Genomic DNA, 17,171 nt, shown 5'->3' with positions numbered 1-17,171 from the left:
TTGGCTTTCAAGACCAGAAGGATTACAAAAGAGGGAGCCGCAATGCTCCCTTTTTTTCATGATGGATTTTGAACATTTATGCGCCCCTCGATGCACCAGCCGATGACATCCCGCCAATGCCAGCCTTTGACGGGCCATGTTCGCATTCCCGGTGATAAATCCATTTCACACCGCGCGTTGATGTTTGGTGCGCTGGCCCACGGCGAAACCATTATTTCCGGCCTGCTGGAAGGTAGCGACGTCCTGGCCACGGCCGCCGCGTTGTCTGCCATGGGGGCGCGCATATCATCGGGTGATGATGGGCTGTGGCGCGTGCATGGCGTGGGCACCAAGGGATTGCACAGCCCCGATCATGTGTTGGACATGGGCAATTCCGGTACATCGACACGCCTGCTGGCCGGGATTATTGCCGGGCATGCCGTCACCGCCACGTTCACGGGCGATGCGTCCCTGGTGAAGCGCCCGATGGGCCGCGTTATCACCCCGCTGGAACAGATGGGCGCGGTGTTTCTGGCCCGTGATGGTGGAAAATTACCCCTGGCCCTGCGTGGCAGCGATTCACTGAAGCCCATTAAATACACACTGCCCGTCGCATCGGCGCAGGTGAAATCCGCTATCCTGCTGGCCGGTTTGCGCGCCAATGGCACAACAACCGTGATTGAGGAACACCCCACGCGCGACCACACGGAAAATATGCTGCGCCATTTTGGCGTTCCGGTCCGCATTGAAAAAATTGGCGGGCTGGTCGATGCCATTCATGTCGATGGCGGCCACGTGTTGCAAGGATGCGCCGTCGATGTGCCGGGCGACCCATCATCCGCCGCGTTTTTGACCGTTGCGGCCCTGATCGTTCCGGGGTCGGACATCACCCTGCCCCACATTGGCATCAATGCGCGCCGCATTGGGCTGTACGACACATTGAAGGAAATGGGCGCGGATATTGAATTTAAAAACATCCGCACCGAGGCGGGCGAACAAACCGCCGATATTGTCGTGCGCTATACCGGAACATTACAGGGCATCACGGTGCCGCCGGACCGCGTGCCCAGCATGATTGATGAAATCCCCATTCTGTCCATCGCCGCCGCCTTTGCCAGCGGCACCACCACCATGACCAATCTGGCCGAATTGCGCGTGAAGGAAAGCGACCGTCTGGCCATGATGGCCACGGGATTGGACGCATGCGGCGTGAATGTTGAAGCAGGCGAAGATAGCCTGACCATCCATGGCAGCGGGCACGCCCCGCAAGGCGGCGCGGATATTGAAACCGCCTTGGATCACCGTATTGCCATGAGCTTCCTGATCATGGGGCTGGCCAGCACAGACCCAGTGAGCGTCGATGACACATCCCCGATCACCACAAGCTTTCCAACGTTCGTGAAATTGCTGCGCGATCTGGGCGCGGATATGGACGCGTGTTAGTTACACCCTAAAACCCAATACCGCGCCATGTATCGCCTTCGCAATATTGCAGATAATTGTGGTCGGAATTATACATCAAATCCCCCTCAACACCCGCCGGACTGGCACAACCCGCGCCACCATCACCCGCCGGACCAGCCCCAACCCAATCGCCGCCCGTGCAATATTGCAGGACGTGGGATGTTGTGTTGTAGGTGATATCGCCCACGACACCCGCGGGCGTTGCGCATGTCGGTGCATAAACATACACGGACCCCGCACCCAGCACGGCACCCACCTGATTGTTCAGCGCCCCAATCACAACAGATCCCGAATCCGCAGACACAGCCCGACCAAAGGAATCACTGGCCGCCGGATCGGGGTTTTCAATTGTGTCGATCAAGGCCCCGGTTAAAGCATCAAAAACATAAACGACACCCGCATCCGCGACGCCACCCACATCTTTGACGTGGGCCGAAACAAAAACAGTTGTTCCATCAATAGACAGGCGCGCGCCAAAATGGTCGCTGATCGCGGGTGTTGGGTTCACCAATGTTGATACAAAGGCCCCGGTTGTCGCATTAAAAACATACGCCACACCCGCATCAGAAACCCCATCCGGGTCATTGTGCCATGCGCCAACAACCACAAGATCGCCGTCTATCTTGACTTCGTATCCGAATTCATCACCGGACGCCGGAACAGGGTTATTCAGCGTACTGACCAGCGCGCCCGTGGTGGCGTTAAAAACATAGGCCGTACCGGAATCCGCAATTCCGCCCGGGTCATCCCAATACGCCCCCACAGCAACCAGATTGCCAGATATATCCAAACCGCCAGCAAAGCGGTCCCCGACCGCTGGGGCAGGATTGGGAATCGTTGTCATCAACGCACCCGTCGTAGCATTAAAGATATAAACACTGCCCGCATCATTGACCCCACCCGGATTATCCAGCGTGGCCCCAACGGCGATTAAATTTCCATCAATTCGCACATTGATCCCAAAAACATCCGTTGTTTGCGGGGCCGGGTTATTCAACGTAAACAGCAAAGACCCCGTCGTGGCATCAAAAACATAAGCCGACCCCGCATCAACAACTCCGCCGGGGTCGTCCTGATTGGCGCCAACCACGGCAATATTGTCATCCAACGCCACCTCCCAACCGAACACATCACTGACCGCTGGCGTTGGATTATTCAACGTCGAAACCAAAGATCCGGTCATACGGTTGAAGACATAGGCCGCACCCGCATTATCAAGCCCGCCAGGATTGGCTTGGTACGCACCGACCAGAATAAGCGCGCCCGACGCGCTCACACTGGTCGCAAATCGATCATTGGCCTCGGGGAAAGGGTTATCAATTTGCGTGGAAACATCTGGATTTTGAAACAAGGCACGCCCAGTGTTAAACACATAAACAACCCCGGCATTGGCTACACCCGATGACATGCCCGCACGCGCCGAAACAACGATTGTGTCGCCTTCTATCTCCACCTGCGAGCCGAATGTCGCATTGGACGCCGGGGACGGATTTTTAATCGTATCAATCAACACGCCGGTCGTGACGTTGAAAACATACGTTGCGCCCACATCAGTAAAACCATCAACATCGTCCCAACGCGCGCCAACCACGGCCTTGGATCCGCTCACCGCGACCGCCATGCCAAAATTGTCATTTGCCGCCGGATTGGGGTTCTCCAGCGTTGCGCGCAGGGCCCCCGTTGTTGCATCAAACACATAGGCCGCACCCGCATTGGCAACACCGCCCGATGTATCGCCATACGCACCAACAACAACCGTGGTTCCAAAAATGGCGACCGCCCGGCCAAAATTGTCGTTCGCCCCAGGAGATGGATTATTCAACGTGGCAACCAGAGCGCCCGTCGACGCCCGAAAAACATACGCACCACCCGCATCAGCAACGCCACCAGGATCTTTTTGCGGCGAGCCGACGACAATCAAATCGCCATCAATATCGACAGCGGTTCCAAACCAATCCCCATCGGTTTGATCGGGCGCGTTCCATCCGCGCAAAAATGCGCCCGTCGCTCCATTGAACACATGCACAGATCCATGATCACCGGCCCCATTGCGCGGTGTGCCCGCAACAACGGTCGTGCCGGAAATGGCAACATCGTACCCCGTCCAATCCATGACATCCGGCGCCGGATTGTCCAGTGTCGAAATCAGCGCGCCCGTTGATGCATTGAGGACATAGACCGAACCCGCCTGGTTAGACCCACCAACAGTATTGACCGGGGCGCCGACAGCAACCAAATTTCCATCAATGTCCGCACCATGCCCAAATTGATCGCCCGCGGTTGGGTCGGGGTTGGCCAGCGTGCTTAAACGCGCGCCGCTTTCCACATCAAAAACAAACGCACGCCCGGCATTGCTGACGCCCCCGGGATCACGCATTCGGACACCAACAGCAACCTTGCCGTCCGAAATGCCCAGCGACGCCCCAAAATCATCATCCGCCACCGCCGACGGGTTATTGAACAACATCGTCGCAACATACGTGTCGCCGGACGATCCGGATGGAAAATGCACCCAGTCCGTATCATTACAATAAGACGGCGCATTGGCGGTATTGTCCCAGATCAAATCACCTGCGACACCGGACGGAGAGGAGCAGGCCGCAAACGCGGCCGTGGAGAAGAGGGAGAGAATACCCGACAGAAATAAAACAGCACCATATGTCAGGGGCCGAAACAAAGCCCTGCGCCATACCGCGCCCGCAGAATATGCAACCATACCCAGAATACGCCTACGCCATAAACCCGAATGGAGTCCACCCAAGCGCTGGGTTGGACCCTTTTTAAACTATAGGATTGAGATAGTTTGGTTTATGGCGACCGCCAGTCATCCTATGCTTTTGGATATGGCTCCAGCCCTATGGGTGGAACCACCTGATCCAGAAGGATAAAAACAGGATTATTTCCGCACGCAACGAACGCGGAAATCATTGGACTTACCGCCGTTATAGGTGTTCCCGTCGCCAAAATAGATGTTCTTGCCGCTGTCGTCGCTCTGTTCCGAAGAGGACCAATAATCATGGTTGGTCAGCCCGCCGAATCCCCCCAGATACAGATTGGTATAGATCAACTGCAATTCATTCAACGCCGGCAGATACCAGTCGCTGCGGCCATGAGCAACCAGATCTTGGCAATACGTGGCCGCCGCATAAGGTGCCGCCGCGTTCACCAACCCGGCCAGAAACGTCGTGTTGGCCTCGCCCGTGTCACAGGCGGTTTGCACCCCGCTGGTACAGTTCACAATCGTCGTGTCGATGTTATTGCCCAAGCCGTTGTCCCAATTCATTTGCGTCGGCGCATTCGAGGCCGCCGCATACATCGGCGCATTACCATCCGGCGTTAGGCCCGCGTAAATGGAACCATCACTGCACGTATTACCAATCACCGGACACCCGGTTGGCGGGATTTCAGAAACATCCTTGCGCCCGATTCCGATCCAGTCATCGCCTTCGCAATATTGCAGGTAATTGTGGGAAGAATTGTAGACGATGTCCCCGGCGTCACCGACCGGATCGGTACACCCACCGCCGCCATCACCCACCGGCCCCGACCCAATCCATCCCGAGCCGTCGCAATATTGCAGAACATGGCTGGTGGTGTTGTAAAGAATGTCGCCAACAACCCCAACCGGATTGGTGCATCCACCGCCCGTGCCGGGAGCAAAAAGATAAGCCACCCCTATTGATCCACTATCCCTGTAAACCGATAACGCCGCCACATCACCCGACAACGCTGATGGCAGGCCAAAAAATTCATTCCCCGACGGATCAGGGTTATCGATAGTGGAGATCATCCCCCCCGTTGAAATATCGTAAAGATAAGCCCGCCCGACGTACCAAACCCCACCAGGCATGTCCGTCCACACCGATCCCACAAGAACGCGACCATCAGACAAAGACACACTGTTCCCAATATATTCATCAGCAGGCACTGGCGAAGTAATCGTATGCAGAACGGACCCATCCGTTACATCAAAAAGATACACAGCCCCTTGACCGCCCGGCAGATCATGGCCCGGTGCACCAACCGCCGCAATATCACCATCCAGATCAATTGAGTCCCCAAAATAATTATCCGCCGCGCGATCCGGATCAATCAACTCACGAATCAAAACCCCTGTATTAGCATCAAAGACATAGGCTGCCCCCGCGCTGGAGAGCCCGCCGGGATCATCGAAACGCGAAGCGACAAGGGCCCGCGTGCCCGATATAGCAACAACATAGCCAAAATTATCCGCCGCAGCCGGATTCGGATTACTCAACGTTGACACCAACGCGCCGGTATTAGCATCAAAGACATAGGCTGCCCCCGTATTGCTAACCCCACCCGGGTCATCAGCATAGGCACCTACTACAGCCAGCGAGCCCGATATATCTACGGACCAGCCAAAACCGTCGAACGCTGTCGGAGATGGGTTGTTCAATGTTGACACCAACACACCCGTCGTGGCGTTGAAAACATAGACAATGCCCGCGCTGCTTGCACCTGTGTCATCTCCATACGCCCCAACCACGACCAGATTGCCGGAAATTCCGACAGACCACCCAAAACTATCCGTTGCCACAGGGGAGGGGTTGCTTAACGTAGAAACCAACGCGCCTGTCGTAGCATCAAAAACGTAAGCGGATCCGGCATTGCTGATTCCACCAGGATCATCGGAATAGGCGCCAACCACAACAAGACCGCCATCAATATCGACATCATAGCCGAACTCATCCCCCGCCGCCGGCGTAGGGTTACTCAAAGTTTGGCTTAAGGAAGGCGAGGACCACGAAGCCGCCCCACTCGCATTTGGAAACCCAACCCAATCCGTATCATTGCAATAAGCGGGCGCATTGGACGCCGAAGACCAGATCAAATCCCCCGCATCCCCCGCCGGAGATGTACAGGCCGCGTGGGCGGGAGCGGGCCACAGCAGAGTGAAGGCGGCAAGCACCCCAACCGAAAAAATGGATCGTTTGAAAAAAGATAAAATCACAGCCACGAATGAACCCCCGCACACGCATTCAGCGTAGCATAATTATTGATAAATCTAAAAAACGCCTTTTACTGCCAGCCACCAATCGCGACCCACTGATCGCCCTCGCAATACTGCATCACGGTGTGGGTGGCATTGTAGACCAGATCGCCCTCGGCACCGGTCGGGTTGCTACACCCGGCCCCGCCATTACCATCGGGGGCGACGCTATACCAACCATGCCCATCACAATATTGCAGCGCATGTGTGGTGGCGTTGTAAAGAATATCGCCCTCCGCGCCCGCAGGCGTCAGGCATGATGTTGTGCCCGGCGTCGCGTCAAAAGAATAAACACGCCCCGCATCCGCCGTGCCCGAAGCGCCATCCGATTCATCCAGCGGGGCCGCAACAGCCAAACGCTGATCATCGATCGACACCGCGTTGCCGAACCAGTCCAGCGTGTTGGGGCTGGGGTTGTTAATGGTCGCAAGCAAGACGCCAGTATCGGCATTAAACAAATACACACGGCCCGCATTCGCCGTGCCCGATCCACCATCCGCCTCATCATACGGCACGCCCACCGCGGCGATACTGCCGGAAATCGATACGGAGACGCCGAAATAATCCTGAACATGCGGAGTCGGGTTATTCAATGTTGATATCAGCGCGCCCGTTGTTGCATTAAACACATAGGCACGGCCAGCCTCGGCGACCCCGGCATTGCCATCGGATTCATCCCACGGCGCACCAACCACGACACGGTTCCCGGAAATGGCAATCGTGTTCGAAAAATAATCCGTGGCATTGGGGCTGGGGTTATTCAGGGCCGTGACCAGCGCCCCCGTCCACGCATTAAAGACGTAAGCGCGGCCGGATGCGACACCGCTGGTGCCATCCGCCGCATCATTGGCCGCGCCGACCGCGACCAGATCACCATCAATCGCGACCGCAAAACCAAATTGGTCACTGGCGTGCGGGGTTGGGTTGTTCAATGTCGACACCAGCGCCCCCGTCGTCGCATCGAATACATACGCGCGACCCGCGTTACCGACACCGGCACCACCGTCGGATTCATCATTCGGCGCGCCGATGGCGGCCAGATTGCCGGACATACCCGCCGTAAAACCAAAATTATCATCCGCATTCGAACTGGGGTTGTTCAGCGTCGTGACCAATGCCCCCGTTGTCGCATTGAACACATAGGCACGGCCCGCATTCGCCGTTCCACTGGTGCCGTTCGATTCATCGTTCTCAGCCGCAACCAGCGCCAGATTTCCAGACAAACCCACAAAGCCACCGAAATAATCATTGGCATTCGGCGTCGGGTTGTTCAATGTTGAAATCAGCGCCCCCGTATCCATATCGTAGACATAGGCTCGCCCGGCGTTCGCTGTCCCGCTCACGCCGTCCGATTCATCAAAAACCGCACCCACCAGAACCAGATTGCCGGACACTGAAACCGAACTGCCGAATTGATCGTCGTTGGTGGGGCTGGGGTTATTCATGATTGATCCCGCGGCCGGAGAGCTCCACGCAAACCCACCCTTGGGAAAACCAACCCAGTTGGTGTCGTTGCAAAAAGCCGGGGACTTGGCCGCGCTGTTCCAGATCAGATCACCCGCCGCACCCACCGGATTGGAGCATGCAGCATGGGCCGCGCCGCCCCCCAAAAAGGCGCAAGAGATGAGTGCCAACAAGAAAATCTTTGATTTTATCCGCCGCATCTTAAAAACATCCCGTTGAAAATTCATATTCTTAGTTGTTACACGCACACACGCGCCACATCGTGCTATAGCTCGCAGCCGTTGTGGTCGGCGTCAAATTATATCGCACAGGAATATCCAGAAGCGGATTTGGCCCGCTCGGTCCGCCGATATTGGCAATCGCACACCCAACAGCCTGAGCCGCACCATTATTGCTCGGCGCCGGAATACCGGGAACAAGGGCCTGTACCACGGCCGTGCAATTCGCCAGCGTCCCGGAACTGCCCGCATAGTTGATAACGCCCGTAGAATTCACACCGCCCCGTGAGGCGCAGGCCGCATCGCAGCTCTGGTTCAGCGCACTGACATACCAGCAATACCCCCCAACCACGACACCGCTACACCATGACGGAACAAAATCACCAATCGCCACCCAGGCATCGCCCTCGCAATATTGCAAGACATTGTGCGTGGCATTGTAAGCAACATCACCGGCAACACCGGCCGGATTCGAACATCCCGCGCCACCATTCCCCGGCGATCCCGCTGCGTACCAACCATCGCCGTCGCAATATTGCAGGACGTGGCTGGTCGTATTGTAGACAACATCGCCGACAGCCCCCGCAGGATTCAAACAGCCCGCCGCGCCAGGCATGGTCAAGGCGGGCGTTGACTGGGTGCCCGATGTCACCCCAAGACCGGTCACGCCATTCAGATTCGAACCCCAACAATACACATCCGGTCCGCGTACGCCGCATGTATGGTTGTTGCCTGCGCTGACCATATCCCAATCTGGGTCCGCCCCAACTTGCGCCGGGGTCAATGTGTTACCCGATGTTGTACCAAAACCCGTCCGCCCAGAGCCGTTTGATCCCCAACAATACAAAGCACCGCCGGAGCGTATCCCACAGGAATGATATTGATACACACTCACCGAATCCCAGTCCGTGGCCGCCCCAACCTGCGCCGGCGTTGTCTGGTTTCCGGTCGTCGTTCCCAGGCCCGTTCGACCGTTGAGATTTTCACCCCAACAATAGAGCGATCCGGATCGAATGCCGCAGGCATGGCTCCACCCGGCGCTGATCGCCGTCCAGTCCGTGGCCACCCCAACCTGCGCTGGTGTCATCTGGTTTCCTGTTGTCGTCCCCAAGCCCGTTTTACCGTTTGCATTCTCGCCCCAGCAATAGAGCTGGCCCGAGCGGATGCCGCAGGCATGTCGCAGATCGCCGCTCACCGTCAGCCAGTCGGTGTCCGCACCCACCTGAGCCGGAGTCGTCTGGCTCCCTGTACTTGTTCCCAACCCCGTTTTTGCGCTGCTGTTATTTCCCCAGCAATACAGCGCGCCGCCCTGGACACCGCACGTAAAGTCACTGCCCGTGCGCACGAAGCTCCAATCCGTGGCCACCCCGACCTGCGCCGGCGTGGCCTGTGCGCCCGTCGTCGTCCCTAACCCGGTTCGACCATTTGCGTTTGATCCCCAGCAATACAACGCACCTGAGCGCAAACCACATACGTAAGAGCCCCCCGCACTGACGCTGCCCCAACTGTCTGACCATTGTTGAACCGGAGAGCTGGTGTAGCCCAACCCCCAGCAATAGAGCGCCCCGCTGGGCCGCAGGCCACAGGACACTGCGTTATTCGCGCTTACATAGGCATTTGAAGACACCACCACACCCTTTGGAAAGGCAACCCAGCTTGTGTCGTTACAATAAGCCGGCGTGTTGGACGCCGAAGACCAGATCACATCCCCCGCCGCCCCCGTCGGGGTGGAGCACGCGGCCTGTGCAGAGCTAGGGAACATCAACAAAAACAAAACCGCAAAACCACCCACCCAGCGCAAGAGGCGCCCGCGCGTGATTTTGGATTCCGGAAAATTGCGATAAAAACACATAAGGATGGCCCCCACTGCCCCCTGAAACATATCAATCCAGTGTACCAGAATAGATTGATAAATCTATAAAACCCGGCTTTTTTAGGCTTTACAAAACACCCCAAATCCCCCAATTCTGCCCACTATGACAACACACAGCGCCACGCCCATCATCGCAATCGACGGCACCGCGGCCAGCGGCAAGGGCACATTGGCCCGGCGGCTGGCGGAGGCGTTGGGGTTTGCCTATCTGGATACGGGCACGTTGTACCGCAAGGTGGCGGTGGATGTGCTGGCCGCCGGGGGCGATCCCGGGGATGCAGATACGGCCATTCAAGCCGCGCAAAACCTACAAAAAAACCTTGATCTTCAATCCCTTAAAGACCCAGCCATCCGCACGGCACAGGCCGGGAAATACGCGTCCGTCGTTGCCGCCGTGCCGGGGGTGCGCAGCGCGCTGACCGATTTACAGCGCGGATTCGCCACCCATCCGCCCGCTTTGGCGGACGGGACCCCGGCCAAGGGGGCCATTTTGGACGGGCGGGACATTACGACCTTTATCTGCCCCGACGCCCCGGTGAAATTCTATGTCGACGCGGCGGTTGAAACCCGCGCGGGCCGCCGCCACAAGGAGCTGCTTGGCAACGGCGAAGCCATTGAATTTGAACAGGTTTTAGAGGACATGAAAATCCGCGACGCCCGCGACATGGGCCGCAAGGACGCCCCCATGACCATCGCCCCGGACGCCGTTGTGATCGACACGACCAGCCTGGGGGTTGAGGCGGTTGTGGCTTTGGCCATGGACCATGTGCGCAAGACCCTGCCGAACGCGTAACCGCTCCCGCAAGCCCTTGAAAAAGAATCACAAAATTCCATGAAAATGGTTGATTTCTGCGGCTTTGCCCGATACAACCAGCCCGTCTGATGTGGATTTATCCACATGAGACACGACGCAATGAATCTCTGGCAGCGACAAGCGTCCGTCACTCCCCGCTTTCTTCACTGAAACGGGGTCAGCCGGACGGGGGAATCCTCTTGCGATCACGCCGACCAAGTAAAGGAAACTAAATCATGGCAAAACCAGCCGCAAATCTGAAAGACCTGAGTGAAAACTCAGACTTCTCGAAACTTCTGAGCGAAGTTTTGGGACCACAAAAATCGTTCGACGGGTCCGTCGTTAAAGGCCGCGTTATCAATGTTGACAGCGAATTCGTCATCATCGATGTCGGCCTGAAATCCGAAGGCCGCGTCTCCTTGCGTGAATTCTCGCGTCCGGGTGAAGATCCGGAAGTGAAAACCGGCGACATTGTTGAAGTGTTCGTTGAGCGCATGGAAAACCGTGACGGGGAAACTGCCCTGTCCCGTGAGAAAGCCCGTCGTGAAGAAGTCTGGGCCGAATTGGAAAAATCCACCGAGAAAGCCGAACGTGTTACGGGCGTTATCTTCGGTCGCGTCAAGGGCGGTTTCACCGTCGATCTGGGCGGCGCCGTTGCATTCCTGCCGGGTTCACAGGTCGATATCCGCCCCGTGCGCGATGTTGGTCCGTTGATGGGCACACCGCAACCGTTCCACATCCTGAAAATGGATCGTCAACGTGGCAACATCGTTGTTTCCCGTCGTGCCGTTCTGGAAGAGTCCCGCGAATCCGCTCGTTCGGATCTGTTGGGCAACCTGCGCGAAGGCCAGGTCCTGACCGGTATCGTCAAGAACATCACCGATTACGGCGCGTTCGTTGATCTGGGCGGTGTCGACGGCTTGTTGCACGTCACCGACATTTCGTGGAAACGCGTAAACCACCCGTCCGAGATGCTGACCATCGGTCAGAACATTCAGGTTCAGGTGATCCGTTACAACGAAGAAAACCAGCGCATCAGCCTGGGTATGAAACAGCTGGAAAGCGATCCGTGGGATGGCATTGCAGCGAAATACCCGGTTGGCCAGAAAGTCACGGGCCGCGTCAACAACATCACCGATTACGGTGCATTTGTTGAACTGGAATCCGGGATCGAAGGTCTGGTTCACGTATCTGAAATGTCCTGGACGAAGAAAAACGTTCATCCGGGCAAGATCGTGTCCACGTCCCAAGAAGTCGAAGTTATGGTTCTGGATGTTGATCAGGAAAAACGCCGGATCAGCCTGGGCCTGAAACAAACCACGGAAAACCCGTGGAAAGACTTCGCAGCGAAAAACAAGGCTGGCGATGTTCTGGACGGCGAAGTCCGCAACATCACCGAGTTCGGCCTGTTTGTCGGTCTGCCGGGCGACATCGACGGCATGGTTCACATGTCCGATATCGCTTGGGATGTAACGGGCGAAGACGCTCTGAAGCAGTACAACAAGGGTGACTCCGTGAAGGTCAAGATCCTCGAAGTCGAGGCTGACAAAGAACGCGTTGCTCTGGGCATCAAGCAACTGTCGGGTGAAGATCCGAACGCTGGTGCATTGGACGGCTTCAACAAGGGCGCCGTTGTGACCTGCACGATTACCGAAGTGACCGCAAACGGTCTGGAAGTAAACGTCAGCGACAACGTGACCGGCTTCATCAAGAAGGCCGATCTGTCCCGTGAACGTTCCGAACAACGCCCCGACCGTTTCGCCGTTGGCGAAAAAGTCGATGCGAAAGTTCTGAGCGCCGACAAGAAGTCCCGCAAGCTGAGCCTATCGATCAAGCAACGCGAAATCGACGAAGACAAAGAAGCCATGGCTGCCTTTGGTTCGTCCGATTCGGGTGCGTCCTTGGGCGACATTCTGGGCGCAGCCCTGAAATCGAAAAAAGACGAAGACTAATCGCTTCGCCTGAACACGTGGAAAACCCCGTTGGTGAAAACCAGCGGGGTTTTTTCATATCCGCGTTAACACATTGATTCACCTGAATCCCGCACAAAACCACGGATTCGGGGGGATCGGGGGTTAAAAAACCACCCCAATTCCTTAAAAAATCCTTTTCAATCAATGGGTTTCACTTGACGGGCGCGGGGGAAATGGGGCATCCTTAAGAAATACCCCAGACAAAGACCCAGCGCGTGACCCGCGCATAAAAACACAAGGGATTTGAAGGCGATGACCAAATCGGAACTGATTCAGAAGCTCGCAGAGCGCAACCCGCACCTTTACATGCGGGACGTTGAGAAAATCGTCGACACCATCTTCGAAGAAATCACCAAGGCGCTGGTCGTGGGCGACCGCGTTGAACTGCGCGGTTTTGGCGCATTTTCCGTGAAAGAACGCGAAGCCCGCACGGGCCGCAACCCGCGCACCGGCGAAAGCGTCGATGTCGATGCGAAACGCCTGCCCTTCTTCAAAACCGGCAAAGCCCTGCGCGAACGCCTGAATGGCGGCGTGTCCGACGGGGATGACAGCGAATTTTAATCCGGGCGGATAGAATTTTAAAAAAGGGCGCAGAGAATGCGCCCTTTTTATTCGGTCTTTTTTATCCCCCCTCCCTGAGGGAGGGGGTTAGGGGAGGGGTTATCATGCCAATTCTCTTGCACCACCCACTCCCCTCACAAGCCATGTCCCCCCTCACCGCAACCCTCTCCCCATGGGAGAGGGAGCGCGATGCGTCCTTGGTGTATCTTTGTGCCCTGATGGCTTTGTGGTAAATTTCATTCACAAACAATCACAGGCCCGCACAATGACAACCCCCACCATCTTCTGCGCCATCGACACACCGGATCTGGACCGCGCCAAAACGCTGGCGGCGCAGATTGGGCCGGTGACGGGCGGCATCAAACTGGGGTTGGAATTTTTCTGCACGCACGGGCCCGACGGCGTGCGCCGCGTGATGGATGAAGCACCGGATACGGCGCTGTTTCTGGATTTGAAGTTCCACGATATTCCCAACACGGTGGCCGCCGCATTGCGCACGGTGGCCAAAACACGTCCCGCCTTCGTCAATGTCCACGCCGCTGGCGGGGCGGAGATGATGCGGGCGGGACGCGAGGCATTGATGGACGAAGCCGTCCGGTTGAACATCACGCCGCCGCGCTTGCTGGCCGTCACCATCCTGACCAGTTTTGATGCCCCGACCCTGAGCGCCGTTGGGCAAGGCGATGATGTGGCCGCGCAAGTGATCCGTCTGGCCACGTTGACGCAAGAGTCGGGATTGGACGGCGTAGTGTGTTCCGCCCATGAAATTGCCCCGTTGCGCAACCGCCTTGGCCCCGCTTTCACGTTGATGGTGCCGGGCATTCGCCCCGCCGGAACGGAGTCCGGGGATCAGAAGCGCATTATGACCCCGGATGAAGCCCTCGCCGCCGGAGCCAGCCATCTGGTCATTGGCCGCCCGATTACCGGGGCCGCCGACCCGGCCGCAGCGACACAAATGATTGTTGAATCCCTATCCTGATCCACCACCCTCTCCCCAACCCCTCTCCCAGAGGGAGAGGGGCTTCATCACGGGATTGTTCCCTCTCCCTCTGGGAGAGGGCTAGGGAGAGGGACTAGCAATTGGTTGGAAAGAGCCCGGCAATCCCACGTTTTTTCTGGACATCCCCGCCCCCCTCGCCTAATCACGGTCTTATGGATCGTAACGCATCGCCCGATTTTCCACCGTCTTGCCCTGCCGTGCGCGGGGCGTTGCGGCATGCGTTTTACCGGGCCGTTCATGCCTATCTTCTGATTGAGGAAACAGAACTGGCCGTGGCCGATCTGGCCGTGTTGTGCGGCAGTGTGAAAACCACACCCGCCATCGCCCAGCGCGGCGCGCAATTGTTCCATGACGGATACGCGAACCGTTTCATCGTATCGGGCCGCGTGAAGGCCACGCCGCAGGAAACCGAAGCCGAAATGATGCGGCGGATCCTGATTGAAAATGGCGTTCCCGATCAATCCATCCTGTTGGAAAACCGCGCGACGAACACGCAGGAAAATATCGTTTATGCCCGCCGGATGATGATGCAGCGTGGCGAGATGGATCAAATCCACACCATCATTACCGTGGGCAACATCACCGCCGGACGGCGCACCATGATGACCGCCGCGCGCCGCTGGCCCGAAGTGTTTGCCATGCACGCCACCGGAAACAAATTCCCGGTGCCCGCGCAGGATTTTTACACGCACACAGAATTCCGCCGCGTTGTTTTGCGTGAATGGGCCAAAATTGCGCCGTACATGGCCAATGGATGGTTGAAAGACGTGGATATTGACGCCATCAACACCATGGCCCGCGCCTTGCCGCAACCCGGCCAACACCACGCAAGCCCCTGATTTACAAATACGAATCCGCATGAAAGCTTCCTGTAAGCCCCGCTTATTAGGATACTCTTCAGGGTTTAAAACGGGGACTGCGTATCATGTTTGATGTATCGGCTGCCTTGCGGCATTTCTTTAACGTGCTTTTCACAAACAAACTTACAGACGACAACACCATACCGCTGACACAAAAGGATTTGATTGCCGTTTTGGTCCGGCGATCTTTATTGCGCGCTGACACGCATCAGGGTTTGGCACCATCATCCGTTTCGCACGGAACATCGACCTATGCCGCGCGGTTGCGCAATTTGCTGGGTGAATTGCGGACGGACACGTTGCACATGCTGGTCGAGCGCGACATTACGCCGTGTCTGGATCAACGCCTCTGCTACAAGGAAGATGGCGTTCTGGGGCCGCTGGTCTTTGCCATTTATTATCACGACGACCGTGTTCTGGCGTTACATGATAATGGCAAGATGCCAGCGCAGCGTGGTTTTCTGGATTTCAATATCGGCCATGATTTGAATTTGTATGACGCGTTCGAACAATTATTCGATGCGTTGAAATACGGGGCGCCCACGCACCCCATGCTGATTGGTACCGCCGAGAACCAGCGGTCTTGTGCACAGGTCTTCCGGTGGATGACATCGGACCAGATGCAGCGCACCCTGCGGAAGAATCCGCAGCTTCATTCCCCGCCCTTGCGCGGGCTGGCCACGGCGACGACCGCATCCTAACCTTTTGTTTTAAAACGTAAGAAAACCGCCCTTTTGGGCGGCTTTCATATTGTCATAATTGCACTTTCCTTGACAATCACCCCCGGCTTGGGGGATAAAGACGCCCCGGCTGATCCCTTTTAAAATCAGCGGGAGCGTAATGATCAGACATGATCATCTGACCCACTTTAAAGAAGGCAGTGTTGCAGGCATGAACTGGCTGAGCAATTTCATTCGTCCGAAGATCCGGTCCTTTGTTTCACAACAAAAGGACATGCCCGATAATCTGTGGCAGAAATGCCCGTCGTGCGATGGCATGTTGTTCCACCGCGATCTGGATGAGAACATGAATGTCTGCACCCATTGCGGACATCATTTGAAGATCGACGTCGATCAACGCTTGAACATCCTGTTCGATGATGGCGAGTGGAGCGAAATTCGCGCCCCGCATGTTCCTGTTGATCCGCTGAAATTCAAGGACCGCAAGGCCTATGCCGCGCGGTTGAAAGAAGCCCAAGGCAAATCCAAACGCGAAGACGCCATTGTGATTGCCACCGGCACCATCGGCGGCCAGCCGGTTGTGTGCGCCGCATTCGATTTTTCCTTCATGGGTGGATCGATGGGCGCGGGCGTTGGTGAAGGCATTGTGCGCGCCGCCGAAGAAGCCGTACGCACCCATTCCGCGTTCATGGTTATTCCGTCATCGGGCGGGGCCCGTATGCAGGAAGGCGCGTTGTCGCTGATGCAGATGCCGCGCACGATTATCGCCGTGGAAATGGTGAAGGACGCGAAGCTGCCCTACATCGTTTTGCTGGCCGACCCGACAACGGGCGGGGTCAGTGCATCCTTCGCCATGGTTGGCGACATTCAGATCGCCGAGCCGGGTTGCATGATCGGCTTCGCCGGGAAGCGCGTTATTCAGGAAACCATCCGCGAAGAATTGCCGCCGGGATTCCAAACCGCCGAATATCTGCTGGATCACGGCATGATCGACATGGTCGTGATGCGCAAGGATTTGCATTCCACATTGTCACGCATCCTGAACCTGTTGATGAACCGCACGGGCCGTGAAGAAGCCCGTGGTGGTAGCCGTGGCAAGGGCAGCAAATCCGTGAACGGATCGGGCAAAGGCAGCAAGGCCGATATTTCCAACGCCGCGAAAGCCGCGCGCAATGTCGCCAAACTGCCATCGGTAAAAAAGAAAGTGGCCGCGAAGATGACCAAGAAGCGCGCCGCCATGACCGCCAAAACCATCCGCAAAACTGCGGTTTAACCCCACAAGCAGGTTGGTT

12 protein-coding genes are annotated in these 17,171 nt (G+C 56.9%); 8 read left to right on the top strand and 4 right to left on the bottom strand.

The features are described from left to right. The first annotated feature begins 78 nt into the window (after positions 1 to 78). The gene (aroA, locus tag ACSC94_RS10730) at positions 79 to 1,422 is read left to right on the top strand and encodes a 3-phosphoshikimate 1-carboxyvinyltransferase (protein ID WP_435640833.1); all 1,344 of its coding nucleotides are present in this window, start codon (positions 79 to 81) and stop codon (positions 1,420 to 1,422) included. A gap of 7 nt (positions 1,423 to 1,429) precedes the next feature. On the opposite strand, the gene ACSC94_RS10725 is transcribed toward aroA, so the two are convergent. The 4 genes from ACSC94_RS10725 to ACSC94_RS10710 form a co-directional block, all read right to left on the bottom strand. Continuing rightward, complete coding sequence (locus ACSC94_RS10725; RefSeq protein WP_435640832.1) at positions 1,430 to 4,159, bottom strand: beta strand repeat-containing protein; 2,730 nt, start codon at positions 4,157 to 4,159, stop codon at positions 1,430 to 1,432. 180 nt (positions 4,160 to 4,339) lie between these two features. Continuing rightward, positions 4,340 to 6,184 (bottom strand): Lcl domain-containing protein, encoded by a 1,845-nt coding sequence (locus ACSC94_RS10720; protein ID WP_435640831.1) that lies wholly within the window; start codon positions 6,182 to 6,184, stop codon positions 4,340 to 4,342. Between the two features lie 302 nt (positions 6,185 to 6,486). Continuing rightward, complete coding sequence (locus ACSC94_RS10715) at positions 6,487 to 8,091, bottom strand: hypothetical protein (RefSeq protein WP_435640830.1); 1,605 nt, start codon at positions 8,089 to 8,091, stop codon at positions 6,487 to 6,489. A 61-nt stretch (positions 8,092 to 8,152) separates the two neighbouring features. Continuing rightward, positions 8,153 to 9,901, bottom strand: a complete 1,749-nt coding sequence (locus ACSC94_RS10710) for an RCC1 domain-containing protein (RefSeq protein ID WP_435640829.1) — start codon at positions 9,899 to 9,901, stop codon at positions 8,153 to 8,155. A gap of 214 nt (positions 9,902 to 10,115) precedes the next feature. Between ACSC94_RS10710 and cmk the strand changes: the two genes are divergently transcribed. From cmk to accD, 7 genes are all read left to right on the top strand, one after another. Continuing rightward, entirely contained in the window at positions 10,116 to 10,805 is a 690-nt protein-coding gene (gene cmk / locus ACSC94_RS10705) for a (d)CMP kinase (protein ID WP_435640828.1), read from the top strand. 236 nt (positions 10,806 to 11,041) lie between these two features. After that, the gene (gene rpsA, locus ACSC94_RS10700; RefSeq protein ID WP_435640827.1) at positions 11,042 to 12,757 is read left to right on the top strand and encodes a 30S ribosomal protein S1; all 1,716 of its coding nucleotides are present in this window, start codon (positions 11,042 to 11,044) and stop codon (positions 12,755 to 12,757) included. A gap of 273 nt (positions 12,758 to 13,030) precedes the next feature. Continuing rightward, positions 13,031 to 13,339, top strand: coding sequence for an integration host factor subunit beta (gene ihfB, locus ACSC94_RS10695; RefSeq protein ID WP_435640826.1), 309 nt, complete (start codon positions 13,031 to 13,033; stop codon positions 13,337 to 13,339). Between the two features lie 265 nt (positions 13,340 to 13,604). After that, positions 13,605 to 14,318 (top strand): orotidine-5'-phosphate decarboxylase, encoded by a 714-nt coding sequence (gene pyrF, locus ACSC94_RS10690; protein ID WP_435640825.1) that lies wholly within the window; start codon positions 13,605 to 13,607, stop codon positions 14,316 to 14,318. 173 nt (positions 14,319 to 14,491) lie between these two features. Further along, the gene (locus ACSC94_RS10685; protein WP_435640824.1) at positions 14,492 to 15,178 is read left to right on the top strand and encodes a YdcF family protein; all 687 of its coding nucleotides are present in this window, start codon (positions 14,492 to 14,494) and stop codon (positions 15,176 to 15,178) included. Between the two features lie 86 nt (positions 15,179 to 15,264). Further along, complete coding sequence (locus ACSC94_RS10680) at positions 15,265 to 15,900, top strand: hypothetical protein (RefSeq protein WP_435640823.1); 636 nt, start codon at positions 15,265 to 15,267, stop codon at positions 15,898 to 15,900. A gap of 139 nt (positions 15,901 to 16,039) precedes the next feature. Then, positions 16,040 to 17,152 carry an acetyl-CoA carboxylase, carboxyltransferase subunit beta gene (accD, locus tag ACSC94_RS10675; RefSeq protein WP_435640822.1) on the top strand — a complete coding sequence of 371 codons (1,113 nt, stop codon included), beginning with the start codon at positions 16,040 to 16,042 and terminating at the stop codon, positions 17,150 to 17,152. Positions 17,153 to 17,171: the final 19 nt, after the last annotated feature.

The sequence above is a fragment of the Micavibrio aeruginosavorus genome (assembly GCF_051245535.1).
GTDB lineage: Bacteria > Pseudomonadota > Alphaproteobacteria > Micavibrionales > Micavibrionaceae > Micavibrio > Micavibrio aeruginosavorus_D.
This window is presented reverse-complemented; position numbering and strand designations above follow the sequence as displayed.

Bases quoted from the DNA above. Each gene is read 5' to 3' on its own strand.
- aroA (WP_435640833.1), top strand. From the start codon at position 79: ATGCGCCCCTCGATGCACCAGCCGATGACATCCCGCCAATGCCAGCCT.
- ACSC94_RS10725 (WP_435640832.1), bottom strand. From the start codon at position 4,159: ATGGTTGCATATTCTGCGGGCGCGGTATGGCGCAGGGCTTTGTTTCGG.
- ACSC94_RS10710 (WP_435640829.1), bottom strand. From the start codon at position 9,901: ATGTTCCCTAGCTCTGCACAGGCCGCGTGCTCCACCCCGACGGGGGCG.
- cmk (WP_435640828.1), top strand. From the start codon at position 10,116: ATGACAACACACAGCGCCACGCCCATCATCGCAATCGACGGCACCGCG.
- rpsA (WP_435640827.1), top strand. From the start codon at position 11,042: ATGGCAAAACCAGCCGCAAATCTGAAAGACCTGAGTGAAAACTCAGAC.
- ihfB (WP_435640826.1), top strand. From the start codon at position 13,031: ATGACCAAATCGGAACTGATTCAGAAGCTCGCAGAGCGCAACCCGCAC.
- pyrF (WP_435640825.1), top strand. From the start codon at position 13,605: ATGACAACCCCCACCATCTTCTGCGCCATCGACACACCGGATCTGGAC.
- ACSC94_RS10685 (WP_435640824.1), top strand. From the start codon at position 14,492: ATGGATCGTAACGCATCGCCCGATTTTCCACCGTCTTGCCCTGCCGTG.
- ACSC94_RS10680 (WP_435640823.1), top strand. From the start codon at position 15,265: ATGTTTGATGTATCGGCTGCCTTGCGGCATTTCTTTAACGTGCTTTTC.
- accD (WP_435640822.1), top strand. From the start codon at position 16,040: ATGATCAGACATGATCATCTGACCCACTTTAAAGAAGGCAGTGTTGCA.